Origin of the sequence: Micromonospora sp. DH13 (assembly GCF_020873825.1) — a bacterium.
GTDB classification, from domain to species: domain Bacteria; phylum Actinomycetota; class Actinomycetes; order Mycobacteriales; family Micromonosporaceae; genus Micromonospora; species Micromonospora haikouensis.
The window spans coordinates 1-25,416 of sequence record NZ_JAHWGR010000046.1; the positions used below are offsets into that span (position 1 = coordinate 1).

23 protein-coding genes and 2 pseudogenes are annotated in these 25,416 nt (G+C 75.9%); 14 read left to right on the top strand and 11 right to left on the bottom strand.

From position 1 onward, the window contains the following. The first annotated feature begins 230 nt into the window (after positions 1-230). The 3 genes from LPA42_RS29965 (at position 231) to LPA42_RS29975 (ending at position 2,798) form a co-directional block, all read left to right on the top strand. A complete protein-coding gene (locus LPA42_RS29965; RefSeq protein ID WP_228987030.1) occupies positions 231-1,085 on the top strand; it encodes a hypothetical protein in 855 nt (284 codons plus the stop codon). Positions 1,086-1,100: 15 nt separating this feature from the next. Continuing rightward, a complete protein-coding gene (locus tag LPA42_RS29970) occupies positions 1,101-2,072 on the top strand; it encodes a pirin family protein (protein ID WP_077939872.1) in 972 nt (323 codons plus the stop codon). Positions 2,073-2,135: 63 nt separating this feature from the next. Continuing rightward, positions 2,136-2,798, top strand: a complete 663-nt coding sequence (locus LPA42_RS29975) for a hypothetical protein (RefSeq protein WP_077939873.1) — start codon at positions 2,136-2,138, stop codon at positions 2,796-2,798. A 219-nt stretch (positions 2,799-3,017) separates the two neighbouring features. Here the strand turns inward: LPA42_RS29975 and LPA42_RS29980 are convergent, their stop codons facing one another. Together LPA42_RS29980 and LPA42_RS29985 are read right to left on the bottom strand one after the other, a co-directional pair. After that, complete coding sequence (locus LPA42_RS29980; protein WP_198956747.1) at positions 3,018-3,680, bottom strand: DUF1345 domain-containing protein; 663 nt, start codon at positions 3,678-3,680, stop codon at positions 3,018-3,020. Positions 3,681-3,703: 23 nt separating this feature from the next. Further along, positions 3,704-3,973, bottom strand: coding sequence for a DUF2795 domain-containing protein (locus LPA42_RS29985; RefSeq protein ID WP_043968632.1), 270 nt, complete (start codon positions 3,971-3,973; stop codon positions 3,704-3,706). A 186-nt stretch (positions 3,974-4,159) separates the two neighbouring features. Between LPA42_RS29985 and LPA42_RS29990 the strand changes: the two genes are divergently transcribed. Next, a complete protein-coding gene (locus tag LPA42_RS29990; protein ID WP_077939875.1) occupies positions 4,160-4,573 on the top strand; it encodes a DUF2267 domain-containing protein in 414 nt (137 codons plus the stop codon). Positions 4,574-4,642: 69 nt separating this feature from the next. Here LPA42_RS29990 and LPA42_RS29995 read toward each other — a convergent pair whose 3' ends face one another. Further along, positions 4,643-5,842 carry a CaiB/BaiF CoA-transferase family protein gene (locus LPA42_RS29995; protein ID WP_077939876.1) on the bottom strand — a complete coding sequence of 400 codons (1,200 nt, stop codon included), beginning with the start codon at positions 5,840-5,842 and terminating at the stop codon, positions 4,643-4,645. A 259-nt stretch (positions 5,843-6,101) separates the two neighbouring features. On the opposite strand from LPA42_RS29995, the gene LPA42_RS30000 reads away from it, so the two are divergent. From LPA42_RS30000 to LPA42_RS30030, 7 genes are all read left to right on the top strand, one after another. Continuing rightward, entirely contained in the window at positions 6,102-7,121 is a 1,020-nt protein-coding gene (locus tag LPA42_RS30000; protein WP_077939877.1) for a TerC/Alx family metal homeostasis membrane protein, read from the top strand. A gap of 80 nt (positions 7,122-7,201) precedes the next feature. Next, positions 7,202-7,792 (top strand): sulfite oxidase-like oxidoreductase, encoded by a 591-nt coding sequence (locus tag LPA42_RS30005; protein ID WP_198956748.1) that lies wholly within the window; start codon positions 7,202-7,204, stop codon positions 7,790-7,792. Further along, a complete protein-coding gene (locus tag LPA42_RS30010) occupies positions 7,789-8,535 on the top strand; it encodes a ferredoxin reductase (RefSeq protein ID WP_228987031.1) in 747 nt (248 codons plus the stop codon). The genes LPA42_RS30005 and LPA42_RS30010 overlap by 4 nt, the downstream gene beginning before the upstream one ends. Positions 8,536-8,554: 19 nt before the next feature. Then, positions 8,555-8,827 (top strand): DUF6510 family protein, encoded by a 273-nt coding sequence (locus LPA42_RS30015; RefSeq protein WP_043968643.1) that lies wholly within the window; start codon positions 8,555-8,557, stop codon positions 8,825-8,827. Positions 8,828-8,964: 137 nt separating this feature from the next. After that, positions 8,965-10,122 (top strand): ThiF family adenylyltransferase, encoded by a 1,158-nt coding sequence (locus LPA42_RS30020; RefSeq protein ID WP_198956749.1) that lies wholly within the window; start codon positions 8,965-8,967, stop codon positions 10,120-10,122. Then, on the top strand, positions 10,119-11,384 hold the full coding sequence (locus tag LPA42_RS30025) for a hypothetical protein (RefSeq protein WP_077939881.1): 1,266 nt from the start codon (positions 10,119-10,121) through the stop codon (positions 11,382-11,384). Before LPA42_RS30020 ends, LPA42_RS30025 begins: the two co-directional genes overlap by 4 nt. Before the next feature lie 269 nt (positions 11,385-11,653). Continuing rightward, complete coding sequence (locus LPA42_RS30030) at positions 11,654-12,853, top strand: alpha/beta hydrolase-fold protein (RefSeq protein WP_228987032.1); 1,200 nt, start codon at positions 11,654-11,656, stop codon at positions 12,851-12,853. Between the two features lie 35 nt (positions 12,854-12,888). Here the strand turns inward: LPA42_RS30030 and LPA42_RS30035 are convergent, their stop codons facing one another. Next, complete coding sequence (locus LPA42_RS30035) at positions 12,889-14,211, bottom strand: NAD(P)/FAD-dependent oxidoreductase (protein WP_077939884.1); 1,323 nt, start codon at positions 14,209-14,211, stop codon at positions 12,889-12,891. A gap of 162 nt (positions 14,212-14,373) precedes the next feature. Here LPA42_RS30035 and LPA42_RS30040 point away from each other — a divergent pair, with 162 nt between their 5' ends. Further along, complete coding sequence (locus LPA42_RS30040) at positions 14,374-16,020, top strand: L-lactate permease (protein ID WP_077939885.1); 1,647 nt, start codon at positions 14,374-14,376, stop codon at positions 16,018-16,020. 95 nt (positions 16,021-16,115) lie between these two features. On the opposite strand, the pseudogene LPA42_RS30045 reads toward LPA42_RS30040, so the two are convergent. Continuing rightward, a pseudogene (locus LPA42_RS30045) lies at positions 16,116-16,997 on the bottom strand (collagen-binding domain-containing protein); the annotation flags it as partial. A gap of 61 nt (positions 16,998-17,058) precedes the next feature. On the opposite strand from LPA42_RS30045, the gene LPA42_RS30050 reads away from it, so the two are divergent. After that, positions 17,059-18,360: an NAD(P)/FAD-dependent oxidoreductase gene (locus LPA42_RS30050; RefSeq protein ID WP_077939886.1), complete on the top strand. Its 1,302-nt coding sequence runs from the start codon at positions 17,059-17,061 to the stop codon at positions 18,358-18,360. Between the two features lie 37 nt (positions 18,361-18,397). On the opposite strand, the gene LPA42_RS30055 is transcribed toward LPA42_RS30050, so the two are convergent. From LPA42_RS30055 to LPA42_RS30080, 6 genes and pseudogenes are all read right to left on the bottom strand, one after another. Further along, positions 18,398-19,432 (bottom strand): AI-2E family transporter, encoded by a 1,035-nt coding sequence (locus tag LPA42_RS30055; protein WP_077939887.1) that lies wholly within the window; start codon positions 19,430-19,432, stop codon positions 18,398-18,400. A 127-nt stretch (positions 19,433-19,559) separates the two neighbouring features. Continuing rightward, a complete protein-coding gene (locus LPA42_RS30060; protein WP_077939888.1) occupies positions 19,560-20,351 on the bottom strand; it encodes a spermidine synthase in 792 nt (263 codons plus the stop codon). A 97-nt stretch (positions 20,352-20,448) separates the two neighbouring features. After that, positions 20,449-21,096: pseudogene (locus tag LPA42_RS30065) on the bottom strand (DUF2267 domain-containing protein); the annotation flags it as partial. 365 nt (positions 21,097-21,461) lie between these two features. Beyond that, the gene (gene bla / locus LPA42_RS30070; protein WP_198956752.1) at positions 21,462-22,403 is read right to left on the bottom strand and encodes a class A beta-lactamase; all 942 of its coding nucleotides are present in this window, start codon (positions 22,401-22,403) and stop codon (positions 21,462-21,464) included. 219 nt (positions 22,404-22,622) lie between these two features. Beyond that, a complete protein-coding gene (locus tag LPA42_RS30075) occupies positions 22,623-22,964 on the bottom strand; it encodes an STAS domain-containing protein (protein WP_228987033.1) in 342 nt (113 codons plus the stop codon). A 46-nt stretch (positions 22,965-23,010) separates the two neighbouring features. Next, complete coding sequence (locus tag LPA42_RS30080) at positions 23,011-23,418, bottom strand: STAS domain-containing protein (protein WP_228987034.1); 408 nt, start codon at positions 23,416-23,418, stop codon at positions 23,011-23,013. A gap of 217 nt (positions 23,419-23,635) precedes the next feature. On the opposite strand from LPA42_RS30080, the gene LPA42_RS30085 reads away from it, so the two are divergent. Then, the gene (locus tag LPA42_RS30085; protein ID WP_077939891.1) at positions 23,636-25,375 is read left to right on the top strand and encodes a PP2C family protein-serine/threonine phosphatase; all 1,740 of its coding nucleotides are present in this window, start codon (positions 23,636-23,638) and stop codon (positions 25,373-25,375) included. Positions 25,376-25,416 lie beyond the last annotated feature (41 nt).

Sequence of the window (25,416 nt, forward strand, 5' to 3'; positions counted from 1 at the left end):
GGCCCCGACAACAGGGGCCCGGCCGGCAGCGTCTTCACCTCAGCAGCCGAGTGTTAGGAAGGGGCCCCTCCTATACAGAAAGCGTTAACAAGGGGCCCTTCCTTGCAAGCCGAGGGGCGGACTGATCCGAACCCGGGTCGGGTACGTACTGCCTGGCGGGGACCGCGAAAGGGGAGCACATGCCGGGTTCGGAGCATGACGCGTACCGCCGCCCGGGGGTCGCTCCTCCGGTGCCCGCACCGGTCGTCGAGGTGACCGGGGACCCCGTCCCGGAGCCGCCCGCCCCGGCCTGGCCGCGCGGCGTACGCCTCATGGTCGCCGCCGCGGTCGTGGTGCTGGCGCTGGGCGCGGGTGCGGTGGCGGTGACCCTGGCCAACCCGGACCGGCTGGGGGTGGCGTTCTCCGGTGGCCGGCCGGACGTCGGGTCGACGGTGCCGCTGGCGGCCGAGCCCGGCGGCGGGGGAGCGTCGGCGGACGGCCGGGTGCTCACCGCGCCCCTGGCCGGGCGGACCCGGGCGAGTTTCGAGCTGGTCGACGGGCTGACCACGTTCGACCTGCGGATCGACGACCTCGGCGAGGACCTGTACCGGATCGCCAGCCCCGCCGACGGCGGGGTGGATCCCCGGCCGGAGCTCGTCGGCGACCGGATGCGGCTGCGGATGGCGCCGAGCGGGCGGCGCGGCCCGGCCGTCGCGGAGGTCGTGTTGAACTCCCGGGTGACCTGGCGGCTGCGGCTGGCCGGCGGGGTGACCGAGCAGGTGCTGGACCTGACCCGGGGTCGGCTCGCCGGGCTGGAACTGGCCGCCGGGGCCACCCGCGTCGACCTGCGCCTGCCCCGGGTCGTCGGCACGCTGACGGTGCGGCTGACCGGCGGGATCAACCAGCTGGTGGTCCGGGTGCCCGGGGCGCTGCCGACGCGGGTCCGTTCGGGTGCCGGCGCGGGCGCGGTCACCGTCTACGACCGGCACCGTCAGGGGGTGGCGGCCGGCGCGGTGATCAGCTCGCCGGACTGGGACCGCCGGGCCGACCGGGTGTACGTCGACATGGTGGCCGGGGCCAACACGGTGACCGTCGAGGGGACCTGAGCGTACAGTCGGGCGGTGGATCGTACGGAATCTCTGCCGGCGCAGACCCGTCCGCCGGGTGTGGCACCCGCCGACCCGGGCAGCGTGTTGCTGCCGGGCCACGACGTGCCGCTCGGCCGCTACACGACGGTGCGTCGGCTGCTGCCGCAGCGCCAGCGGCGGATGGTCGGGGCCTGGTGCTTCGTCGACCACTTCGGCCCGGACGACGTCGCGCAGCGGCCCGGCATGGAGGTGCCGCCCCACCCGCACACGGGCCTGCAGACGGTGACCTGGCTGCTCGACGGTGAGATCGTGCACCGGGACAGCCTCGGCAACGTGCAGCCGATCCGCCCGGGGCAGCTCAACGTGATGACCTCCGGCCACGGCATCGCGCACTCGGAGCGGTCGCCGGCGCAGCATCCGCCGGTGATGCACGGGGTGCAGTTGTGGGTGGCCCTGCCGGACCCGGCGCGGGCCGGTGGGCCGGACTTCGCCCACCACGAGGACCTGCCGGTGTGGCGCGACGGGGACACCGACGTGACGCTGCTGGTGGGCGAGCTGGGCGGGGAGCGTTCCCCGGCCGTCGTGCACACTCCGCTGCTCGGCGCGCAGCTCACCGCCCGGGGCGCGGCGCCGGCCCGACTGCCGTTGCGCCGCGACTTCGAGTACGCGCTGCTGGCGATGTCCGGTGCCGCCGAGGTGGGTGACGTGTCGGTGGAGCCGGGCGCGCTGCTCTATCTCGGCCTGGGGCGGGAGAGCCTGACCCTGGCCGCCGCCCCGGGCAGCCGCCTGCTGCTGCTCGGCGGGGAGCCGTTCGAGGAGCCGCTGGTGATGTGGTGGAACTTCGTCGGCCGGTCGCACGAGGAGATCGCCGCGGCGCGCGAGGACTGGACGGCCGGCCGCCGCTTCGGGGTGGTGGCGGACGACGCGGCCCCGCCGCTGCCGGCGCCCGCCCTGCCGACCACCCGGCTGCTGGCCCGCACCCGGCACGGCGAGATCGTGCGCTGAGCCGACCGCCCACCCGCCGCCGCCCGCCAGGCGTGGCCGGCGGTGTCGCGGGTAGTCGCGGGCATGCCGACCACCGCGATCTCCAGCATCGAGGACAAGAAGCGCCTGGTACGCCGCCTGGCGGGCGACGGGCGCGGTTTCGCCGAGCAGTACGGCTTCCGGGTCACCAACAACCCGTCCAGCCTGTTCCAGCTGCTCACCCTGTCGGTCCTGCTGGCCCGCCGGGGTGACTTCCGGTGTGCCGTGGCCGCCGCGGCGGCGCTGCGTGACTCCGGTTGGGACAGCGCCGCCCGGCTGGCCCGGTCGTTGCACGCCGATCGGGTGCGCGTGTTGCGCGGGGCCGGGTTGCGCGGCGACGTCGACGCGCTCGCCGATGGCCTCGGCGACCTCGCCCGTACGGTCGTGGAGCGCTACCGGGGCGACCTGCGCCGGCTGCGCGGTGCAGCCCACCACGACCCGGCCGTCGAGCGGACGCTGCTGGCCGGGTTGCCGGGCGTCGACGGCGAGGCGGTGGCGTTGTTCCTGCGCGAGGCGCAGGCGTTGTGGCGGGAGGTGGCCCCGGTGGCGGACCGGCGGGCGCTGGCGGCGGCCCGCCGGCTGGGGCTGGGCGGGTCGGCGGCCGACCTGGCCGTCCTGGCGGGCGGCGGCGAGTCGGAGCGGCTCGCCTGGCTGGTCGGCGCGCTCGCCCGGGTGGACCTGGAGCAGCGGTACGCCGAGCTCACCTGAGGTGCGCTGGCCCACAGTTTTCCCGAGAACTGACCGTTCGGACGATGGTGCCGGTAGGATGATCTCGGCAGTTGACTCCCGGCCTCATCGGGTGGGAGTGGCCGCCCGGCGGTGCGGTCCGGTTCGGGCCGCGTTCACCGTCGGGGCACAGGTTCTGCGTGGCGCCCCGGGTCGCGGTTCGCGGCCCGGGGCGCCCGTTTGTCTGTCGCGACGGCCCGCTCACCCGGCCAGCCCCACCACCAGGTTCACCGTCGCGGCGATGATGACCGCCCCGAACAGGTACGACAGCAGCGAGTGCCGCAGCACCGTGGTGCGCATCTCGTTGCTGGTCAGGTTCGTGTCGGAGACCTGGAAGGTCATCCCCACGGTGAACGCCAGGTAGGCGAAGTCCGAGTAGCGGGGGCGCTCCCGCTGGTGGAACATCACCCCGCCGTCGGGTCCCGTGTAGTAGATCCGCGCGTACCGGGCGGTGTGGACGGTGTGCACCACGAGCCAGGAGAGCAGCACGCTCACCACGCCCAGCCCGCCGTACGCGTCGCGGCGCGGCCCCGGCGGGGCGCTGTGCGCGTACAGCAGCACGACCGCCACCGCCAGCAGGCTGGCCAGGCAGGCGACCAGCAGCAGCACGTCGCGCACGGCGCGGCTCGGGTCCTCCCGGCCGGCGAGCCGGGCGGTGCCCTCGCCGTCCAGCGGCCACAGCGTGCGCCACACCAGCACCAGCCAGCTCAGCGCCGCCGCGTCCCAGCCGACGAGCGGGCCGAGCCGCGGCGAGCCGACGAGCGCGAACAGGCCGCCGGCCAGCAGCCCGACCAGCGCCATCACGAGCAGCTGCGCCGCCGCCGGGGGGTGACCGTCCGCGCGCCGTACCGGCCGCGTACCCACTCGCCCGCGCCGCCGGCGGGCGGTCAGATGCGCCGCAGGTGCTGCGAGACGCGGGTGTGCGGCTCCCGGGCCTGCGCCGCCCGCCGCGCCGGGCCGGCCTCGGGGGCGGCCTCGATGCCGGCGGACCGGGCCACCTCGGTGCCGTTGGCGTAGTCCACGGGGGGCAGGGCCCGCAGGGCGCGCAGCACGTCCGGCGGGGCGCCCTCCCGTTCCGCCTCGCGGACCACGTCGGCCTTGTCCGCCGGGTAGTCGAGGCTGGACAGGTACTGCAGGACGTCGTCGTAGCTCGCCATGGGTGCGCTCCTCGTCGCCGCGATCGGGGTTCCCGACCGGCGGCGGTTACCCACCGTGCGGCCGCCCACGCCCGCGCGGGGGCCTGCGATCGTCGCCGCCCGGCCGCCGTTTCCACCCCTGTCCGGCGGGTACGCGACCCCCTCCTGCGGGCGCGACCGGCCCGAGGCAGCGGAAGGAGCGCCGTCATGAACTACGACACCTTCGTCGACCAGGTGGCCCTGCGGGCGCGGGTCCCCGGCGGGCGGGCCGTCGAGCTGACCCGGGCCACGCTGGAGACGCTCGCCGAGCGGTTGACCGGCGGCGAGGTGCTCGACCTCGCGGCGCAGCTGCCGAAGCCGCTGCAGCTGGTGCTGCGGCCCAGCCCGGACACCGAGGCCGCCGACCGGTTCGGCGCGGCCGAGTTCGTTGCCCGGGTGGGCCAGCGGGCCGGGCTCGACGAGCGGGCCGCCCGGGAGGCCGTCCGGGCGGTCTTCACCACGCTGCGCGAGGCGGTGACCGGCGGGGAGTTCGACGACATCGTGGTGCAGATGCCGCGCGACTACCGGGACATGGTGGAGCCGGCGCTCGCCCCGGGCGCGGCCGTCCCGCGCCGGCCCTGACCGTCCGGCGCGGTTAGGAAGGGACCCCTGTACGACAGAATGCGTTAACAGGGGGCCCTTCCTTGCACCTCAGGCGACCGCGCCGGCGGCGCGGAGGGCGGCGATCCGGCCGGCGGCGAAGCCGGCCTCCGCCAGGACCTCGTCGGTGTGCTCGCCGGGGTGCGGGGGCGGCCGGCGCAGGGCCGTCGGCGTACCGGAGAACCGGGGCGCCGGGGCCGGCTGGGTCGCACCGGCGTGCTCCACGAACACCCGCCGGGCCGCCAGGTGCGGATGCTGCGGGGCCTCCCGCCAGTCGAGCACCGGCGCGACGCAGGCGTCCGAGTCGCCGAGCAGGGCCGCCCACTCGTCGCGGGTGCGGGTGCGGAACAGCCGCGCCCAAGCGGCCCGCAGGGCCGGCCAGTTCGCCGGGTCGGTGCGCTCCGGCGCGTCGTCGCCGGGCAGCGGGAACCCGGTGCGGCGCACCAGTTCGTCGTAGAAGCGGGGCTCCAGGGCGCCGACCGCGAGGTGCCGGCCGTCGGCGCACTCGTACGTGTCGTAGAACGGCGCGCCGCCGTCGAGCAGGTTCACCCCGCGCGGGTCCTGCCACCTGCCGACCCCGCGCAGCGAGTGGATCATCGTGGTGAGCACCGACACGCCGTCCACGATGGCCGCGTCGACGACCTGGCCCGGCGCCCCGGCGCGGACGGCGTAGAGGGCGGCGACGACGCCCAGGGCCAGCATCATCCCGCCGCCGCCGAAGTCGCCGAGCAGGTTCATCGGCGGCACCGGGCGCTCCCCGGCCCGGCCGACGCCGTGCAGCGCCCCGGTCAGCGCCAGGTAGTCGATGTCGTGCCCGGCGTACGGGGCCAGCGGGCCGTCCTGCCCCCACCCGGTCATCCGCCCGTACACCAGGCGGGGGTTGGCCGCGAGGCAGTCGGCGGGGCCGAGGCCCAGGCGTTCGGTCACCCCGGGGCGGAAACCCTCGATCAGCGCGTCCGCGCCGCCGGCCAGGGCGCGTACCGCCTCCCGGCCCCCGGCCGACTTGAGGTCGACGGCGATGGAGCGTCGGCCCCGGTTGAGCAGGTCCGGGTGCGGGGTGCCGAAGGCGGCCGGGTCCACGTCGGTGGCCCGGTCCACCCGGATCACGTCGGCGCCCAGGTCGGCCAGCATCATCGCGGCGAACGGGCCGGGCCCGATGCCGGCCAGTTCGATCACGCGTACCCCGGTGAGGGGGCCGACCGGGCCGCCGGCCGACGGGTCCGCGTCGGGGTGGTGCGCGCGCTCGCTCACCCGGACACCATAGGCGCGGGCGGGCGTCCGGGGACAGGCCGCACGGACCGCCACAGCCACCGGGGCATCACCCCTGGTGACGGGCGGGTGTCCGCTTGGCGAGTCGCCCGGGACTGGCCTAACCTGGTCGCACGAGGGGAGTACTTCCCACGAACCATTCCGGTCAGTACGGCGTGCCCCGGGCGCGCCTCGGGTGGTTGCCCACGGAACCGTGGGTGAAGGAGACCTCGAACATGACACGGTGTTCGAGGAGACCCATATGACCGAATCGTCCCTTCTTGCTGCCGGCGCGCTGTCCTCGATCGGCACCCCCACCCTCTGGGCGGTGACCATCGCCGGGGTGCTCGCGCTGCTCGTGCTGGACTTCCTCGTCACCCGCCGTCCGCACGAGGTGTCGATCAGGGAAGCGCTCGGCTGGTCGGCGTTCTACGTCGCACTCCCGCTGGCCTTCGGCGCGTGGATCTGGTCGCGCTACGGCTCCCAGCAGGGCGTGGAATACCTCACCGGTTACCTGGTGGAGAAGTCGCTCTCGGTCGACAACCTCTTCGTCTTCATGCTGCTGCTGGCCGCGTTCGCGGTGCCGGCCGTGCTCGCCCAGCGGGTGCTGCTCTACGGCATCGCCGGTGCGCTGGTGCTGCGCGCCGTCTTCATCGCCCTCGGCGCGGCGGCGCTGCAGACCCTGGACTTCGCCTTCCTGCTCTTCGCCATCATCCTGATCGCCACCGCCGTCAAGCTGCTCCGCGACGCCCTCTCCGGCCACGAGCAGGAGGTGGACATCAACAAGATGCGGTCGGTGAAGCTGCTGCGCAGGTTCATGCCGGTCGTCGACGAATACCAGGGCACGAAGATGACCGTCCGGCTGAACGGCCGCCGGGCGCTCACCCCCCTCGCGCTCGTGGTGGTCGCGGTGCTCGCCACCGACGTGGTCTTCGCCGTCGACTCGGTGCCGGCCGTCTACGGCATCACCGAGGACCCGTACCTGGTCTTCGCCACCAACGCCTTCGCGCTGCTCGGGCTGCGGGCGCTCTACTTCGTGCTGCACGCCGCGCTCAGCCGGCTCGTGCACCTCAGCTACGGTCTGGCGATCATCCTCGCCTTCATCGGCGTCAAGCTCGGCCTGCACTGGGCGCACGGCATCTGGTCCGGCGTGCCGGAGATCCCGACCCTGGCCTCGCTCGGCGTGATCATCGGCGTGCTGGTCGTCGTCACGCTCACCAGCCTCCGGGCCACCCGCCACGCCTCGCCGGGCGACAAGGAGGTCGTCGCCGACCGGCACTGACCCGAAAGCGCCCGCGACGTGGGTCCGGGCGAACGGTACCGCCGCAATCCCACAGGTGGTACGACTGACGGGTGGGAATCGTGTCACCAGGCTTCCAGGGCCGGCGCCGCTCCGCGGGGCCGGCCCTGCCGCCCGGGCAGTACCTCACCGAGGACTTCCCGGTGCTCTCCGCCGGCCCGACGCCGAGGGTGCGACCGGACGCCTGGGAGTTCGTCGTCACCACCGAGACCGGCGCGGAGCACCGCTGGACGTGGGCCGAGTTCACCGCCCTGCCGCAGGAGACCCCGACGGTCGACATCCACTGCGTGACCCGCTGGTCCAAGCTCGGCACCACATGGCAGGGCGTCTCGCTCGACGTGCTGCTCGACGGCGTCGACACCGACGCGGCGTACGCGCTGGTCCACTCCTACGGCGGGTACACCACGAACCTGCCGCTGGCCGACCTGCGTGGCGGACGCGCCTGGGTGGTGCACGGCTACGACGGCCGGGACCTGCCCGCCGAGCACGGCGGACCGGCCCGGCTGCTGGTGCCCCACCTCTACCTGTGGAAGTCCGCCAAGTGGGTGCGCGGCATCCGGCTCGGCGTCACCGACACCCCCGGCTTCTGGGAGACCGCCGGCTACCACGACTACGGCGACCCGTGGCGCGAGCAGCGCTACGCCGGCGATTGAGCGCCCCGCTGGCGGCCCCGCTGGGCTGGCGGGTGGCCCGGCTCGTCGAGCGCCGCACCGAGACGCCGACCGCGCAGACCCTCGTGCTCGACGTTCCCGGCTGGCCCGGCCACCTGCCCGGCCAGCACGTCGACGTCCGGCTCACCGCCCCCGACGGCTACCAGGCCGCCCGGTCGTACTCCCTCGCCGGGCCCGCCGAGGGCGACCGCGTCGCGCTGACCGTGCAGCGCGTGCCCGACGGGGAGGTCTCGCCGTACCTGATCGACACCTGGGCGACCGGCGACCCGGTGGAGGTGCGCGGCCCCGTCGGCGGGTGGTTCGTGTGGCGGCCGACCGAGACCGCGCCGGTGCTGCTGGTCGCCGGCGGCTCGGGCGTGGTGCCGCTGATGGCGATGGTCCGCGCGCGCCGCGCCGCCGGCAGCCGGGCCCCGTTCCGGCTGATCTACTCCGCGCGCACGCAGGCCGACGTGATCTACGCCGACGAGCTGCGCCGCCGGGCCCGCGACGACCAGGGCCTCGACGTGGCGTACGTCTATACCCGCACCGCCCCGGACGGCTGGCGGGGCGAGCCGCACCGCATCGGGCTGGCCGACGTGAACACCCACGGCTGGCCGGCCGAGCTGGAGCCACTGTGCTACGTCTGCGGCCCGACCGGCTTCGTGGAGACGGTGGCGGACCTGCTGGTGGGGCTGGGCCACCCGCCGCGCCGCGTCCGCACCGAACGCTTCGGCCCCACCGGCTGACCGCCGACGAGGAGACCCCATGACCGACATGTCCTACCTGGACGGCAACATGCTCGACGGCCCGCTGCGGGAGGTCTTCGCGGTGGACGTCAGCGGGGCCACCGGGCGCTGCGCGTCGTGCGGCGCGACCGGTCCGATGGCGGGCCTGCGGGTCTACTCCCACGCGCCCGGCCTGGTGGCCCGCTGCCCGGCCTGCGCGGAGGTGATGCTGCGCCTGGTGCGCGGGCCCGACCGGGCCTGGCTCGACCTGCGCGGCACCACCTTCCTCCAGGTGCCGCTGCCGCCGGCCTAGCGACGGCCGGGGCCGGGCCCGCGGACGGCGCGGGCCTACCGTTGGGTAACCGTTCGGACACGGGGTGTTGCATTCGTCGCCGCCGTCCGCCAGGCTGATCGCCAAGACAGCGATCTGCCGTACGGGGGCGAGGATCGATGGCTTCACTCATCACGTCCGGGTGGTATCCGCAGGTGAAACCCGAGCACGGTCTGCACCGGCTGCCCGGCGGGCGGGTCCGCATCGGCGGCTCGGTCTACGGCATCGCGGCCGAGGTGCTCGACACCACCGGCGCGATCTGGACGACGCTGCGCGCCGCCGACGGCACCCGCAGCGCCGAGGAGATCGTCGCCCGCGTCCTCGCCGCGCATCCCACCGAGACGGCGCGGGCGGTGCGCGCCGCGCTGGACCAGTTCGCCGCCGCCGGCTACCTCGACGACGCGGCGGCCCCCGACCCGCCGGAGCTCACCGACCGCGACCGGGAACGCTACGACCGCAGCCGCCGTCTCCACCGGTGGATCGACCTGGTCCCGCGCGCCACCTCCTGGGAGCCGCAGGTGGCCCTGAAGCGGGCCCGGGCGGTCGTCGTCGGGCTGGGCGGCACCGGCGGGGCCGTCGCGCTCGCCCTCGCCGCCAGCGGCGTGGGGCGGCTGCACTGCGTCGACCCCGACGTGGTCGAGCTGTCCAACCTCAACCGACAGACCGTGTACGTCGAGGACGACATCGGCCGGCCCAAGGTGGACGTCGCCGTCGCCCGGCTGCGCCAGCTCAACTCCGACATCGAGGTCACCGGCGAGCGGGCGGAGGTGCGCGGGCCGGCCGACCTGCGGCGGCTGGCCGCCGACCGCGACGTGCTGGTGCTCTGCGCCGACCGGCCGGGTGCCATTCGGGCCTGGGCCAACCGGGTCTGCCTGGACACCGGCACCCCGTGGGTCGACGCCGGCTACCACGGCCCGGTGGTGACGGCGGCGGCCTACCTGCCCGGCCTCGGGCCCTGCTACGAGTGCTTCTGGCTGGCCGAGCACGACAAGCGCCGCCGCGACGACCCGGCCGCCGAGTACACGGTGGAGCGGGAGAGCAGCAGCGCCGTCAGCGCCGCCTCCGCCGGGCTCTCCGGCCACCTCGCCGCCCACCTGGCGTCGGCGCTGCTCACCGGCGTGCCGGCCGTGCGCCCCGGCCAGCTCCAGGGGATCAACCTGGTCGCCGCCGACCAGCACTTCCTCATCGCCCACCCGCCGCACCCGCGCTGCCCGGCCGGCTGCGGCGGCGAGGAGGCCGACACGGTGGTCGCCACCGGCCGGGCGCAGCGCCGGTGAGCGTCGAGGTGGCCGGCTCCTGCCGGGTCCTGCTGCACGAGCTGCGCCTGCGCCCCGACGGTGACGACTGGATCGTCGGGCGGGTCGACACCGGTGACTTCGTCGCCGTGCCGGAGATCGCGGCGGCCGCCCTGCGGCTGCTCGGGGCGGGGCACAGCGTCGACGAGACCCACCGGCGGCTGCGCGCCGAGCGGGGGCGCGAGATCGACGTCGCCGGGTTCGTCCGCGACCTGGTCGGGTTGGGCTTCGTCGCCGCCGTCGACGGCCGGCCGGTGCCCGGCGCGCCGGTGCCCGCGCCGACCCTGCCCCGGCTGCGCCCGCGGCACGTGCGGTGGCTCGTCGCCCGCCCCGTCGCCGTCGCGGTGCTGGCGGTGACCGGGGCCGCCGCGGTGACGGCGCTGCTCGCCCCCGGCGTCCTGCCGAGCCACCGCGACCTGCTCTGGAGCCCGCACGCCAGCCTCGTGCTGGCCGGCAACGCGGCCGTCGCCTGGTCGATCGTCCTGCTGCACGAGCTGGCGCACCTGCTGACCGCGCGGGCCCACGGGGTGCCGGGCCGGCTGGGGCTGGGCACCCGGCTGCAGTTCCTGGTCGCCCAGACCGACGTGAGCGGCATCTGGGCCGCGCCCCGGTCGGCCCGGCTCACCGTCTACCTCGCCGGCATGGTGGTCAACGTCGTCGTCGCGTCCGTGGCCGTGCTCGTCCGGGCCGCCGCCGCGCCGGGCACCCCGGTCGACCGGGCCGCCGCCGTGGTGCTGCTGCTCGCCGTGCTGCCGCTGCCGGTGCAGTTCCTCGTCTTCATGCGCACCGACGTCTACTTCGTCCTGCAGGACGTGGCGGGCGCGCGCAACCTCTACGCCGACGGCGCCGCGTACGCCCGGTGGTGGCTGCGGCGGGCGACCCGCCGGCCCGGCGCCGACCCGAGCCTGGCGCTGCCCGCCCGGGAACGCCGGGCCGTCCGCTGGTACGCGCTGCTGCTGGTCGTCGGCACCGCCGCCTGCCTGGCCGTCGCCGCCACCGTCACCGTGCCGTTCACCCTCGCGCTGCTCGTCGACGCCGCCGGCGGCCTGCGCCCGGGCGGCGACCCGGTCGACCGGTTCGACGCCGCCGTCACCGCCGCCGTGCTCGGCGGCTCCTGGGCGGTGTGGGGCTGGGCGTGGTGGCGGCGGCACGGGCGGCGGCTGCACGCCCGTCGCCGCGCCCGCCGGGCCGGGCCGCAGGCGGTGGCGGGGATGGCCGGTCACGAGTCGACGGGAGGGAGGTGAGAGACGTGGAGCAGATCGTCATTCGGAAGCTGGACAAGGTGGAGACGACCAGTGCGAGCAACCCCAGCGGCAACTGAGCCGGGGCCCCGCCGGCGCGCCCTCGGCGTGCCGGTGTCGGCGGCGCGGCGGCGCCGGCTGCCGTCGGCCGCCCCGCCGCCGCGCCCGCCCCGCCCCGGGCGTCGGCCCCCAGCACCCTGATCCACCGCCCCACCACCCCGATCCACCACCCGCCCCTCCGACCCGATCGACCAGACAGACAGGGACCAGCCGTGCCCGAGACCAGCCCTCGCATCGCCCGCCTGCTGCACGACCTGCGCGCCGGCGGCGCGCAGGTGCTCGCCGACTTCTGGCGGGAGGTCGCCGCCCGGGGCACGCCCCTGATCGAGCGGGTCGACGGCGACAGCGCCCTGGTGACCTTCCTGTGGCGGGGCGAGGCGGCCCAGACCACCACCGGCTGGGGCATCGACCTGACGCTGCGCCGCGTCCCGGGCACCGACCTGTGGCACGGCTCCCAGCGGCTGCCGGTCGACCTGCGCACCATCTACTTCCTGCGGCACGGCTCGCCGGAGCTGCCGACCGACGCCACCGGCCGGGGCCCCACCCACCTCGACGTGCTCAACCGCCACCCGTTCCGGTTGCCCGCCGACCCCGCCGACCCCAACGACCGGGAGCTGTGGGCCTCCCTGCTGGAGCTGCCGAAGGCCCCCGACGAGCCTTGGATCCGGCACCACCCCGGCGTGCCCCGGGGCACCGTGTTGAGCACGGGCGTGCGCACCGCCGCGTGGGGCGGCCGGCGACGCGTCGCGGTCTACCGCCCGGCGGTCCCGGCCGCCGGGCCGCTGCCCCTGCTGGTGGTCTTCGACGGCTACCTGTCCCGGGCGCTGCTGCGGGTGCCCGCGACGCTGGACAACCTCATCGCCGCCGGGCGGATCCCGCCGACCCTGGCGCTGTTCGTCTCGGCTCCCAGCGGGGCGCGCCGGATGGCCGAGCTGCGCCCGTCGGCCGCGCTGCGTGCGTTCGTCACCCGGGAGCTGCTGCCCTGGGCCCGCCGGCGCTGGGCGGTCACCGACGACCCCGCCCGGCGGGTCATCGCGGGCTCGTCGCTGGGCGGGCTCGCCGCCGCGTACGTGGCGCTGGCCGCCCCCGGGGCGTTCGGCGCGGTGATCGCCCAGTCCGGCAGCTTCTGGTGGCCGGCGTCGGGGCAGCCCGGCGAGCGGGAGTGGCTGACCCGCGCGTACGCCGGCTGGCCCGCCGCGCCCGTGCGGTTCTACCTGGACGTGGGGGACCGGGAGAACACCTGGCCCCGGCCCGGGCAGGTCGACCAGCTCTCCGTCAACCGCCGGTTCCGGGACCTGCTGGTCGCGCGCGGCCACCAGGTGACCTACGCCGAGTACCGGGGCGGGCACGACTACGTCAACTGGCGGCGCACCTTCGCCGAGGGGCTGCTCGCCGTCCTCGGCGGGTCCTGACGCCGACCCGGTCCGACGCTCACCCGCCCCGACGCTCACCCGCCCCGGGCGCCGCCCCGCAGCACCCGGGCCACGATCGCCGGGCGCAGCAGCCGGTGCGGCGGGTCGACGAGGTTGAGCACCCGCAGGAACGCGGTGCCCAGGACCGCGTCGGTGCGCGCCGCCGCGTGCAGCCGGTGCACGTACGCGTTGACGAGCCGGACCCGCGGCGTGCGGGGCCCGGCCACCTCGGGGAACCGCAGGTCCGTGCCGACCGCGATGGACCACGGCCCGTCGATCAGCCGGCCGGCGCCGCGGAAGAACCGCCGCCACAACCGACGCCGGTCGCCGGCCAGCAGCCGCCGCAGCAGCAGCCCCTCGCCGGCCGCGACCGTCATGCCCTGACCGTAGACGGGGTTGAAGCTGCACAGCGCGTCGCCGAACACCAGGTACCCGTCGGGGAAGCGGCGCAGCCGCTCGTAGCGCCGCCGCACGCTCGCCGGGTAGCGCATCAGCGCCGGCCCGCCTACCGGCGTGGCCTCGCGCACCACCTGGCTGATCAGCGGCTGGCCGAGCGACTCGGCGAACCGGGCGTAGCCCTCGTCGTCCAGGGGCGGCTGCTCGCCGAGCACGCCGCTCAGCGCCACTGCGAAGCGGCCGTCCTCCTGCGCGGCGACGATCCCGGTGCGCGGACGCCCCGGTACGGCGTTGGTCAACGCGCCGAGCAGGCCGTCGAGGTGGCGGGGGTCCCGCTCGTAGGTGCGGGTGACGTAGGTGACGTCGACGGCGACCCGCTGCTCGGCCGGGGCCGGGTAGCCGAGCGCCGCCAGCCAGGTGGGGCTGCGCGACGCCCGGCCGCAGGCGTCGACCACCAGGTCGGCGTCGAGCCGGTACGCCGCCCCGCCGCGCGGCGTCAGCAGGACCCCGGTGACCCGGCGACGGTCGTCGGAGCCGCACAGGGCGGTCACCTCCGCGGGTGGGCGGAAGCGGACGTTGGCCAGCCTCTCCACCCGGGCCCGCACCGTGCGCTCCAGCAGGGGACGGCTCACGCCCACCCCGACCAGGTCGGACGCGGACCGGCGCATCAGGTAGCCGTCGTTGTACCAGTGCACCTGCCCGTTGAGGTCGACCAGGGGCGCGCCGGCGGCGTGCAGCTCGTCGCTGAGGCCGTCGAACAGCTCGTCGAGCGCCGCCCGGCCCCGGGCCAGCAGCACGTGCAGCTGCCGCGACTGGGGCACCCCGCGCCGGTGCGCGACCGTGTCGGGCAGCGCGTCGCGGTCGACGAGCGTGACGCTGTCGTACGCCTCGCTGAGCACCCGGGCGGCGATCAGCCCGGCCATGCTGGCGCCCAGCACCACGGCGTTGCCCGCTCGGCTCATGCTGCGACGGTAGGCGGCCCGGGGCGGGGTGTCCTCTCCGAGGTTGCGCAACCGGTCCGGCGGCAGGGCAACCTCGAAGAAGCGTCGCGCGGGGGTCTTGGGTGGGATGAGCCCTACTCCACGCCGCCGGGACCGGGGGGCGTCGCACCCGAGGTGGTCTCGATGTATCAGCAACCCCTGCAACCGGTGGCCGGGTCGCTCGCGCTGAGCGCCGCCTGCGCCGCGCTGCCCCTGCTGACCCTCTTCCTCCTGCTCGGAGTCGTGCGCGCGTGGGCCTGGGTCGCGGCGTTCGGCGCGCTGGCCGTGGCGGTCGTGCTGGCCTGGGCGCTGTGGCGGATGCCGCTGGCGCAGACGCTGCTGGCCGCCGGCCAGGGCGCGACGTTCGCGCTCTTCCCTCTCGTGTGGACGTTCGGCACGGCGATCTGGATCTACCGGATGACCGTGCACACGGGACACTTCGACACGCTGCGGCGTGGCTTCGCCCGGATCAGCGACGACCGGCGTGTGCAGGCCATGGTGATCGCGTTCTGCTTCGGGTCGCTGCTGGAGGCGCTGGCCGGTCAGGGCACGCCGGTGGCCGTCACCACGGTCATGCTGCTGGCCCTCGGGTTCACCCCGGTCCGGGCGGCCACCGTGGCGCTGGTCGCCAACACGGTGCCGGCCGCGTTCGGCCCGCTCGGCCTGCCGATCACCACGCTGGCCGGGGTGACCGGGCTGCCCGCCACGGAGCTGGGCATGATGGCCGGCCGGCAGGTCCCCGTGGTGGCGGTCGTCGTCCCGCTCGTGCTGCTCGTCGTCGTCGACGGCCGCCGGGGCGTGCGGGAGCTGTGGCGTCCGGCGCTGGCCTGCGGCGTCGCGTTCGCGCTGGCCCAGTTCGCCACCGCGAACTTCCTGACGGCCGCGCTCGCCGACATCGCGGCCGCCTTCGCGGGGGCGGGCGTGCTGCTGCTCGTCACCCGCCGGGCACGCCGGCCGGTGCCCGTACCGGCCGGCGACGGCCCGCCGGAGCCCGCCGCGTCGTCGGCGTCCACCGCGCCGCCACAGGGCCCGCCGGAGGCCGCCAGGCCGTCCCCGGGCCGGGCGTGGCTGGCGTACGCGCCGTATGTGACCATCGTGGCCGTCTTCGCCGTCTCCCAGGTGCCGGCCGTCAAGCGCCTGCTGGACGCCGGCACGCTCGCGGTCTCCTGGCCCGGCCTGCACGTGCTCACCGCCGCCGGCACCCCGTCGCCCCTGTCGACCTTCCGCTTCGCCTGGCTCGCCGCGCCGGGCTCGCTGCTGCTGGTGGCCGGCCTGGTCACGATGGCGCTGCTGCGGGTGTCCCCCCGCGAGGCCGGGCGGCTGTACGGGCGCACCCTGTACGAGCTGCGGTGGGCCGTGCTGACGGTGGTTGGGCTGTTGGCGCTGTCGTTCACGATGAACGCGTCCGGGCAGATCGCCACCCTCGGCGTCTGGATGGCCGGCGCGGGCACCCTGTTCGCCGTCCTGGCGCCCGTCCTCGGCTGGCTCGGGGTCGCCCTGACCGGCTCGGACACGTCGTCGAACTCGCTGTTCGGCGCGCTGCAGGTCGCGGCGGCGCAGCGGGCCGGCCTCGACCCGGTCCTGCTCGCCGCCGCCAACGCCTCCGGCGGCACGCTGGGCAAGATGATCAGCCTGCAGAACCTCACCATCGCCGCCGCGGCCGTCGGGCTCAGCGGCCGGGAGGGCGACCTGTTCCGGCGGATGTTCGGCTGGAGCGTGCTGCTGCTCGCCCTGATGTGTCTGCTGGTGGGACTGCAGGCCACGCCGGTGCTGTCCTGGATGGTGCCCTAGCCCGGCCCGGCCGCCTGCGGCGGCGTACCCCGTCGGGGTTGCTCTCGGCGGCCGGCCCGGGGCGTTGCCGCGCCCCGGGCCGGTCTCGGCAGCGGTCAGCGGCGGACGCGACGCCGGTCGGCGGCGATCAGCAGCAGGGCCAGGCCGACGCCCACCGCGGCGGCGCCCGCACCGAACAGTGGCAGGCTCGACGACCCGGTGACCGGCAGCGGATGCTTCGTCCGCGTCGGGTGCGGTCCCGGGGAGTACGTCGGCGTGGGCGCGGTCGGCTCCGGCGTGGGCTGGGTGGGGCCGGCCGTGGGGGTCTGCGTCGGCTGGGTCGGGTCCGGGGTCGGCTGGGTGGGGCCGGCCGTGGGGGTCTGCGTCGGCTGGGTCGGGTCCGGGGTCGGCTGGGTCGGGCTGCCCGTGGGGCCGACCGTCGGCGTCTGGGTGGGGGTGGCCGTGGGGCTGCCCGTCGGGGTGGCCGTCGGGCTCCCGGTGGGCTGCGGGCAGTCGAGGGTCGTCGAGAACGGGCGGTCGTGGATCTCGCCGCCGTCGTGGACCAGGGTCCGGGTGATCACGCTGCCCTCGATGTTGCTGTTGGTGAGGGCGTCGACGTCCGCGTTCGGGGCGTCGGCCACGTCGGTGGTGTCCACGTTGACCAGCAGCGGCGTGTCGGCGGTGGGCGGGGTAGCGAAGGTGAGGACCGCGATGTTCGCCAGGTCCGTCGCGCTGATGTCCAGCACGTTGGTCACGCCCGGGGTGAGGGTGACCACCGCGTTGCTGCCCGGTGGGACCGGGCGGGGCAGCGGGTCGCCGTTCGGGGTCCGCAGCACGACGTTCTGCGGACACTCGGCGAGATCGGTCGACGTCTGGCGGAAGCTGGCGAACGCGGCGGCGAAGTCGATCGGGGAGGCCGGCCCGACGCTGGCCACCGGCTGGCGGGTGACCAGCTCGATGCGGGGAAACGCGTCGTAGTCGTCGCTGGGCAGCACCCGACGGGCGAGCCCGTACGCTCTGCCACGTTTGTCCCCGGCGAGGGCGGGAACGGCACCCGTCATGACGAAACCTCGTGTGGTGATCGTGGGGGCCGGGTTCGCCGGTTACCACGCGGCGAAGACGTTGAGCCGGACCGCCCGCAACAGGGCCGAGATCGTGCTGCTGAACTCGACCGACTACTTCCTCTACCTGCCGCTGCTGCCCGAGGTGGCCGCCGGCGTGGTCGAACCCGGGCGGCTCAGCGTGCCGCTCAGCGGCACCCTCGACGGCGTGCGGGTGGTCGTCGGCGAGGCCGACCGGGTCGACCTGCAGAACCGTTGGGTCGGCTACCGGATGCCGGAGGGCGACGGCGGCCGGCTCGCCTACGACCGGCTGGTGCTCGCCGTCGGCAGCGTCAACAAGCTGCTGCCCATCCCCGGCGTGACCGAGTACGCCCACGGGTTCCGCGGCCTGCCCGAGGCGCTCTACCTGCACGACCACGTGGTACGCCAGGTCGAGCTGGCGGAGCTGACCGACGACCCGGCCGAGCAGCGGGCCCGCACCACCTTCGTGGTCGTCGGCGCCGGCTACACCGGCACGGAGGTCGCCGCCCACGGGCAGCTGTTCACCGACCGCCTGGTCGCCCAGCGCCCGCACCTCGACGTCCGCCCCCGCTGGATGCTGCTCGACGTGGCCCCCCGGGTGCTGCCGGAGCTGGACGAGCGGATGTCCCGCACCGCCGACCGGGTGCTGCGGCGGCGCGGCGTCGACGTGCGGATGGGCACCTCCGTGGCGGAGGCCACCCCCGACGGGGTGATGCTCACCGACGGCGAGTACGTGCCCACGTGCAGCCTCATCTGGTGCGTCGGCGTGCGCCCCGACCCGTTCGTCGCCGAGCTCGGCCTGCGCACCGAGAAGGGCCGCCTCGTCGTGGACGAGTACCTCACCGTGCCGGGCTTCCCCGAGGTGTACGCCTGCGGGGACGCGGCGGCGGTGCCCGACCTGACCCGACCCGGCAAGATCTGCACGATGACCGCCCAACACGCCCAGCGGCAGGGCAAGCTCGTGGCGCACAATATCGCCGCCTCCTACGGACAGGGTCGGCGCCGCCCGTACAAGCACCACGACCTGGGCTGGGTGGTCGACCTCGGCGGCAAGGACGCGGCGGCGAACCCGCTGAAGGTCTCGCTGGCCGGCCTGCCGGCCAAGGCCGTCACCCGGGGCTACCACCTGCTGGCGATGCCCGGCAACCGGGCCCGGGTCGGGGCGGACTGGCTGCTCGACGCCGCCCTGCCCCGCCCGGCGATGCAGCTCGGCCTGGTGCCGGCCAACGCGGTGCCGCTGGAGAGTTCGTCGCCGGAGGTCCCGGCCTACCCCCGCTGACGCGCTTCCCGCCCGCGCGAGTTCGCCCCGCGCCCGCCTAACCCCGGCGCGGGGCGAATTCGCGCAGCAGCACCTGCCCCACGCCGACGACGGGGATGGCCAGCAGCGCGCCGACCAGCCCGGCCAGCTCCGCCGCGAACAGCACGCTGACCAGGACCGTGAGCGGGTTCAGCCGGACCGCCCGGGACATGATCAGCGGTTGCAGCAGGTGGTTCTCCACCTGCTGGTAGACCACGAAGAAGACGAGCACCACGATGCCGGCGGTGGGGGAGTGCAGGAAACCGGCGCCGCCGGCGAGGATGGCGCCGATGGTCGCCCCGACCAGCGGCACCAGGTCGGCGATCGCCACCAGCAGCGCGATCACCCCGGCGAACGGCACCCCGGTCAGGACCAGCACCAGGAACGTCAGCACGCCGCAGATGACGCTGATCAGCAGGTTCCCGCTCAGGTAGCCGGTCACCACCCGGGAGACGCCCTGACCGACCCGCCGCGCCCGCCGCGCCGGCCCCTGGCCGAGCCGCCCCAGCCCCGCCGAGATGATCTTCGGGGCCTCCAGCACCATCAGGTACGCCAGCACGACCACGGTGACCAGCCCGGCGAGGGTCTCCAGCACACTGCGGACCAGCCCCACCGTCGGATCGCGCAGCCGGCTGCCGTACTGCTGCACCTGCGCCGAGTGCCCGACCACGTACTGCCGCAGCCGCAGCCGTTCGAGGGCCTCGCCGAACGGCCCCCGACCGGCCCGGGTCTCCCGCAGCACCTCCGGGGCCCGGTCGGCCGCGCGGCCCAGCTCGTCCAGCAGGGGCAGGACGATCCCCGCCGCCAGCGCGGCGAGCAGGCCGAACGCGGCGAGGAAGACCAGCAGCGTGGCCACCGCGCGGCGCCGCACGAGGCGTCGTTGCAGGGCGTCGACGGGCGGCTTCAGCGCGACGGCGAAGAAGACGGCGACGACCGTCCAGGTCAGCACCCGCCGGGTGGCCCAGGCCAGGGCCAACACGACCAGGGTCGCCAGCACCAGGCCGATGACGATGGCCGCCCGCCGGGCGGTCACCTGGTCCGCGGCGTTCCTCATCCGGCGCGGCTACCCCGGCCGGCGCGACGGAAACCCGGCGCGCGCCTCGGCCGGCCCGCCCGGTGCCGCGTCACCCGTCCGGGCGGGCCCCGCCACCGCATCCGCCCGCGGGCGCTCCTCTGCCGCGTCAGCCGACGCCGAGGGCCGCATCGGTGCCCGGGCGTGCCCCGCCGACGAACTCGTCGAGGGCCGCGCCGTGCAGCACCTGCCCCGGCACCGGGTCGCGGGCCGCCCGCGTCGCCAGCCGGCCCACCGGCAGCCGGCCCGGCCGGCGCGCCGCGGCGAGCACCAGGTTGCCGTAGCGCCGCCCGCGCAGCATCCGCCGGTCGGCGAGCAGGCAGACGTCGGCGAACTCGGCCCGCAGGGTGGCCACCCGGGCGCGGGTGAACACCAGCGGCGGCAGGTCGGTGACGTTGACCAGGAGGATCCCGTCGGGGCGCAGCACCCGGGCCACCTCGGCGGCGAACTCGACGGTCGCCACGTGCCCCGGCATCCGGGCGGCCCGGTAGACGTCGGCGAGGACCAGGTCGTACGCCTGCGCCGGGGCCGCCTGCACCGCCGCGCGCGCGTCGGCGACGTCGACGCGTACCCCCGGCGGTGGCGCGGGAAGTTCCCGGCGGACCAGGTCGACGACGGCCGGATCGCGCTCCACCACGAGCTGTGCCGAGCCGGGCCGCGTCGCCCCGACGTAACGGGGCAGGGTCAGCGCGCCCCCGCCGAGGTGCAGCGCGGCGACCGGCGCGCCGGGCGGCGCGGCGAGATCGACCACGGCGGCCATCCGGCGGACGTACTCGAAGTACAGGTGGCGGGGGTCGGCGACGTCGACGTAGGACTGGGCGACGCCCCCGGCGAGCAGGGTGCGCCCGGTGCGGCGGGCCGGGTCGGCCACGAGTTCCGGTCCCTCGGCGGCGGAGTGCATCCCGGCACCGTAGCCGGCGGGCGCACCGGCACCGAAGCCGCCGGCCGGGCCGGCGGGCGCGGGGGCCCGCCGGCCCGCGCGCTCAACCGCCGGCCGCCGGGCCGAGCAGATCGCGCAGCCCGTCCGGTACGTGCAGCGCGGCGACGAGGTCGCCGTCGTGGTCGGCCAGCGCGGCGAGCGTCGCCTCCGCCTGCCGCCGGGCCTGTTCCGGGGTACGCCCGCTGATCCGGGCCACCTCGCCGACGAAGCCCGGCAGGTCCCGGTGGCGTTCGATGCCGTCGACGGGCACCACGTCGTGCAGCTTCACGGGCACCGCCTGGAGCAGCCGCTCCCGCGCCCCCTGGTCCAGCGCCCAGGCCAGGGCGAGTACCGTCGCCTCGGCCGCGACCTTCGCCGTGTCGAAGTCGACACCGGCCCGTCGGCCCACGTCGTCGACCAGTTCCCGGTAGCCGATCCCGGCCGCCGCCGGCGTCGCGCCGGGGCCACGCTGGGACCGGGGCGTCGCGGCGGAGCCACGCTCGGGGCGGGGCCGGGTGGCGGGCGGCGGGGCGGGACCACCCCGGGTGCTGTCCGGCTTGTGCCGCCCGGCCGGCGGCGGCCCGGCCCGCTTGCTCTGGTCCAGGTGGGTGAGCTGCTTGGAGGCGCTCAGGCTCGCACCGGTCTCGCTGGCCTGGCGGCCGCGCTCCCGGGCCTGACGTGCGAGTGCCCGGCGGCGCTGGTTGTCCCCCTCCATCTGCTTGCGCATGACACACCTCGCTCCTTCTCCGGTCCGCTGTCTCCGTCTCCTGTCTCGGCGGTCGCGTTCCCGGCGCGGTCGGGCCCGAAACGGCCCGGGAGCCCCGCCACGCACCCCCGGGTGTCGCTCACCCGGCCCGGGTGAGGGCACCCGACGCGGTGCCACCCCACGAGCGGCCGGGCTGTCGGCTTTCGCCAGCCCTGGGCTCCGCGTCCCGCCGCTCACCCACCCGCGATCTTGCAGTTGCGGCCCCGAAAAAGCGGCTGAAAACGCCCATCGCGGGGGGCCCGAAGTGCAAGATCGGCGCACAGCACAGCACAGGGCAGGGCAGCACCGGGCGGGTCGGCACAGGCCCCGTACTCGTGCCGCCGTGTTCAGGAGCCGGGGCCGCGCAGCGCGTCGATCGTCACCCGGGCGGCCTCGGCGATCAGGGCGTCGTCGGGCTGCGCGTCCTTCGCGTCGCGGCGGGACAGCACGGCGAGCACGATCGGGGCACCCTCGGGCGGCCACAGCACGGCGATGTCGTTGCGGGTGCCGTATCCACCCGCGCCGGTCTTGTCGCCGACCTGCCAGCCAGCGGGCACCCCGGCCCGGATCAGCGTCGCCCCGGTGGTGTTGCGCCGGAGCCAGTCGACCAGCACGCCGCGGTCGGCCGCGGACAGGGCGTCGCCGAGCGCGTACGCCCGCAGGGAGCCGGCCATCGCGCGGGGCGTGCTGGTGTCGCGGAGGTCGCCCGGTGCGGCCTCGTTGAGGCTCGTCTCGGTGCGCACCGGGTTGGTGACGGTGTCGCCGATGCCGCGCAGCGCCCGCCCGAGCCCGGCGGGGCCGCCGAGTTCGGTGAACATCAGGTTCGCGGCGGTGTTGTCGCTGTGGCGCACGGCCGCGTCGGCGACCGCGCGCAGGGTCATCCCGTCCGCGACGTGTCGCTGCGTGACCGGCGAGTGGGACACGAGTTCGGCGCGGTCGTAGCGGACGACGCGGTCCAGCTCCGCCTCCGACGTCGCGGCGAGCAGCGCGCCGGCCGCGAGGGCCTTGATCGTCGAGGCGTACGCGAACCGCTCGTCGGCCCGGTGGGCGAGCGTGCGTCCGGTGCCGGTGTCGACCGCGTAGACGCCCAGCCGCGCGTCGAACCGCCGCTCCAGGGCGGTCAGCTCGGCGGGTGGGGGAACCGCGGACGCGGTGACCCCCGACGCGGTGCCGCTGGACGCAGCGGTGGCCCCGGACGCGGCGGCACCAGGCGCGGAGGTGGCCCCGGACGTGGCGGCCCCGGGCGTGGCCGTGTCCGGGGCCGCCGTGCATCCGGCCGCGAGACCCACCACGAACACCGCCCCCAGGGACACCCTCCAACGGATCCAGATCACGCGACTCCCTCCCCATACCCCGACAACACCGACCCCCCACCCCACCCCCACCCCGCCCTCGGCCCGGTGATCAAGAGAAAAGCGTCAAGGTTGATCTCTGCGATGACGCAAACCTCTTGATCACCGAGGCGAAGCGGCCTGCGGCGAGGGCTGGGCGGGCCGGCGGGGCGGGGGTCAGGCTGTGGCGGCGGGGTTTGCGGGGTGGTGGGCGGTGGCGAGCACCTCGGCGAGGCCCGTGCGGTCGAGCAGCTGCTGGAGCTGGTCGCTCGTGCCGGTCAACCGGATCGGCCCGGTGCCGTTGCGGTGGATCACCACGAGCGCGCTCAGGCCGGAGGAGTCGCAGAGGGTGATCGCGCCGAGGTCGATCTCCAGCTCGGTGCAGCCGTCCCGGCGCAACCGGGCGGCGGCTTCCACCAGCTCCGGCGCGGTGTCGTAGTCCAGCTCGCCGGCCAGCCGAAGCCGGGCGCGCCCGGGGGCGGGCCAGCTCACCTCGATGGTCAACAGCGGAGCTGCCATGCCTCCATGTTCCCAGCCTAGGGTGATCGACAAACGCTGGGGGGTCTCAGGCGGACGCCGCCGACCGGCGCGAACCGGGCCCTCCCACGGACTGCTCGCCATCGGGCAGCGGGCGGGCGAGCAGCCCGGTGACGCCGGTCATGTCGAGGATGGTGTCCAGGAACCGGGGCGTCGAGCGCAGCCGGAGGGTGGTGCCGCTCTGCTGCCCCTCCCGCCAGGCGTGCACGATCACCGAGAGCCCGGTGCTGTCGATGAACTGCAGGTCGGCGAAGTCGAGCACGAGCACTGACGGGTGCTCGGCGAGCCGCCGGTCCACCTCGTGGCGCAGCGGCGCGGCGGTGGTGAAGGCGAGATCACCACCGACCCGGATGAGGGGCGCGCCGGGCTCGGTCAGATCGACGGACATGGTCAGCGGCGTCGCCTCGGGTTTCCTCCCCTGGGGTACCACGATCACGCCTTTCCGCAGGGCTGCCGGTCGGGCAGGTTCGTCTCGGATCGTAACAATCCCCGGCGGGTGTCGCCCGTCGAGAACGATTCGGCAGCTCAGGGCAGCGTGGGGTGGCGGTACCGGTGGACCGGCGTAGGGTGGGGTGAGGAGATTGGACCACATACGCCGTTTCCGGTGGCCCGCGGGTGTCGGGCGGGTGTCGAGAGGGAGTGGGGCTCAGCTGGTGACTGCTACCGACGTCAGGGACTGGGACCCGGGCGACGGACGGATCGCCACGCCGAGTGCTGCCCGGGCCCCGGCGTGGTCCGCCGACGTGCCGGTGCGGCCTCCCGCCGCGCTGCCACCCCTGGCTCCCGACCGGGGCCCGCCCGCGCCCGACTGGGCGGAGGTCGTCGAGCACTTCCGCGAGGGCCTGATCGTCTGCGACGACGCCGGCGTGGTGCGCCAACTGAGCCCGGTCGCCGAGCGGCTGCTGCCCGAGGTGGCCGTCGGCGAGCTGCTCGCCGCGTCCGGGGTGGCGGGCCTGCGGACGTCGCCGGCCGGGGGCGAGTTCGGCCACCGGGGCCGCCGGCTGCGCGTCCGCGAGGTGCCGCTGTCCGCCGGCCGGAGCTGCCACTACGTCGAGGACGTCACCGAGAGCGTCACCCGGGCCGACGCCCTGCTGGCCGAGCGGGCCCGTTCGGCCTTCCTGGCCGTGGTCGGGGAGAAGCTCGGCAACCCGCTGCACCCGGATCGTGCGGCCGCCGCCGTGGTCCGGCTCGCCGTGCCGACCCTCGCCGAGGTGGCCGTGCTGGTGCTCGCCCCCCGGTCGGGCCGGGCGCGCTGGTGGCGGGCCACCCGGGTCGACGACGAGGCCCCGGGCGTGGACAGCGGCGTGCTCAACGCCGTCGACCTGCCGGCGGCCATCGACGAGGGGCTGGCCGGCGCCGAGCCGCACACGCTGGACTGGCTCGTCGAGCAGGCGGTCGAGGCGGGCTGGCTGCCCGGCCTGGACGCCGTCGACGTCAGCGTGCGCGTGGTGCCGCTGCCCGGACGGGACCTGCCGGCGGGCGCCCTGCTCGTCGCCCGGCGCTCGGCCCGCTACTACGACGAGGCCGACGTCGACCTGCTCCGCGCGTTCGCGGCCCGGGCCGGCGCGGCGCTGACCACGGCCGTGCTCTACCGCGACCAGGCCGAGGTCGCCGACACCCTCCAGGCCAGCCTGCTGCCGGTGGAGCCGGCCGAGGTGCCCGGCGTCCAGTGGGGCACGGCCTACCGGCCGGCGCAGGCGGGGCTGCGCATCGGCGGTGACTTCTACGGTTCGCACCGGCTGCCCGACGGCGGCGCGGTGTTCTTCCTCGGCGACGTCGCCGGCAAGGGCGTCGAGGCGGCCGTCTTCACCGGCCAGCTGCGCCAGTGCCTGCAGGCCCTGCACCGGGTGGAGTCGCACCCCGCCCGGCTGCTGGGGCTGCTCAACGACGCGCTGCTGGAGACCACCCTGGCGCACGGGCAGGGCCGCTTCGCCACCATGGTGCTCGGCGTGGTGCGTCCCCGGCGCGACGGCGGCGTCACCCTGACCATGTCCGGCGGCGGCCACCTGCCGCCGCTCGTGCTGCGCTCCTCCGGGGAGGTGGAGACGGTCGGCCTGAGCGGCATGCTGATCGGCGTGGTGCCCGACCCCCGCATCGGGGAGGTGACCGTCGAGCTGGCGCCGGGCGAGACCTGCCTGCTCTACAGCGACGGGGTGACCGAGGCCCGGGGCGGCCGGCGCGGCGACGAGCAGTTCGGCGTCGACCGGCTGCTGCACGCGCTCGGCGGCTGCCACCGGATGCCGGCCCCGGCGCTGGCCGAACGGATCGAGCAGGTGACCTGCGACTGGCTGGCCCACGGCGACCACGACGACATCGCGGTGCTCGCGCTGCGGGCGACCGGGCCGCACAGCCGTCCGGCCCGGCACCTGCACGCGGTGCCGGCGCTGCCCTGACCGCCCGCCCGACCGTTCCACCGCCCGAAGGAGACCACCGC

Coding starts and splice junctions, on each gene's coding strand:
- LPA42_RS29975 (WP_077939873.1), top strand. CDS start 2,136: ATGCCGACCACCGCGATCTCCAGCATCGAGGACAAGAAGCGCCTGGTA.
- LPA42_RS29985 (WP_043968632.1), bottom strand. CDS start 3,973: ATGGCGAGCTACGACGACGTCCTGCAGTACCTGTCCAGCCTCGACTAC.
- LPA42_RS29990 (WP_077939875.1), top strand. CDS start 4,160: ATGAACTACGACACCTTCGTCGACCAGGTGGCCCTGCGGGCGCGGGTC.
- LPA42_RS30000 (WP_077939877.1), top strand. CDS start 6,102: ATGACCGAATCGTCCCTTCTTGCTGCCGGCGCGCTGTCCTCGATCGGC.
- LPA42_RS30015 (WP_043968643.1), top strand. CDS start 8,555: ATGACCGACATGTCCTACCTGGACGGCAACATGCTCGACGGCCCGCTG.
- LPA42_RS30020 (WP_198956749.1), top strand. CDS start 8,965: ATGGCTTCACTCATCACGTCCGGGTGGTATCCGCAGGTGAAACCCGAG.
- LPA42_RS30035 (WP_077939884.1), bottom strand. CDS start 14,211: ATGAGCCGAGCGGGCAACGCCGTGGTGCTGGGCGCCAGCATGGCCGGG.
- LPA42_RS30040 (WP_077939885.1), top strand. CDS start 14,374: ATGTATCAGCAACCCCTGCAACCGGTGGCCGGGTCGCTCGCGCTGAGC.
- LPA42_RS30050 (WP_077939886.1), top strand. CDS start 17,059: ATGACGAAACCTCGTGTGGTGATCGTGGGGGCCGGGTTCGCCGGTTAC.
- LPA42_RS30055 (WP_077939887.1), bottom strand. CDS start 19,432: ATGAGGAACGCCGCGGACCAGGTGACCGCCCGGCGGGCGGCCATCGTC.
- LPA42_RS30060 (WP_077939888.1), bottom strand. CDS start 20,351: ATGCACTCCGCCGCCGAGGGACCGGAACTCGTGGCCGACCCGGCCCGC.
- LPA42_RS30075 (WP_228987033.1), bottom strand. CDS start 22,964: ATGGCAGCTCCGCTGTTGACCATCGAGGTGAGCTGGCCCGCCCCCGGG.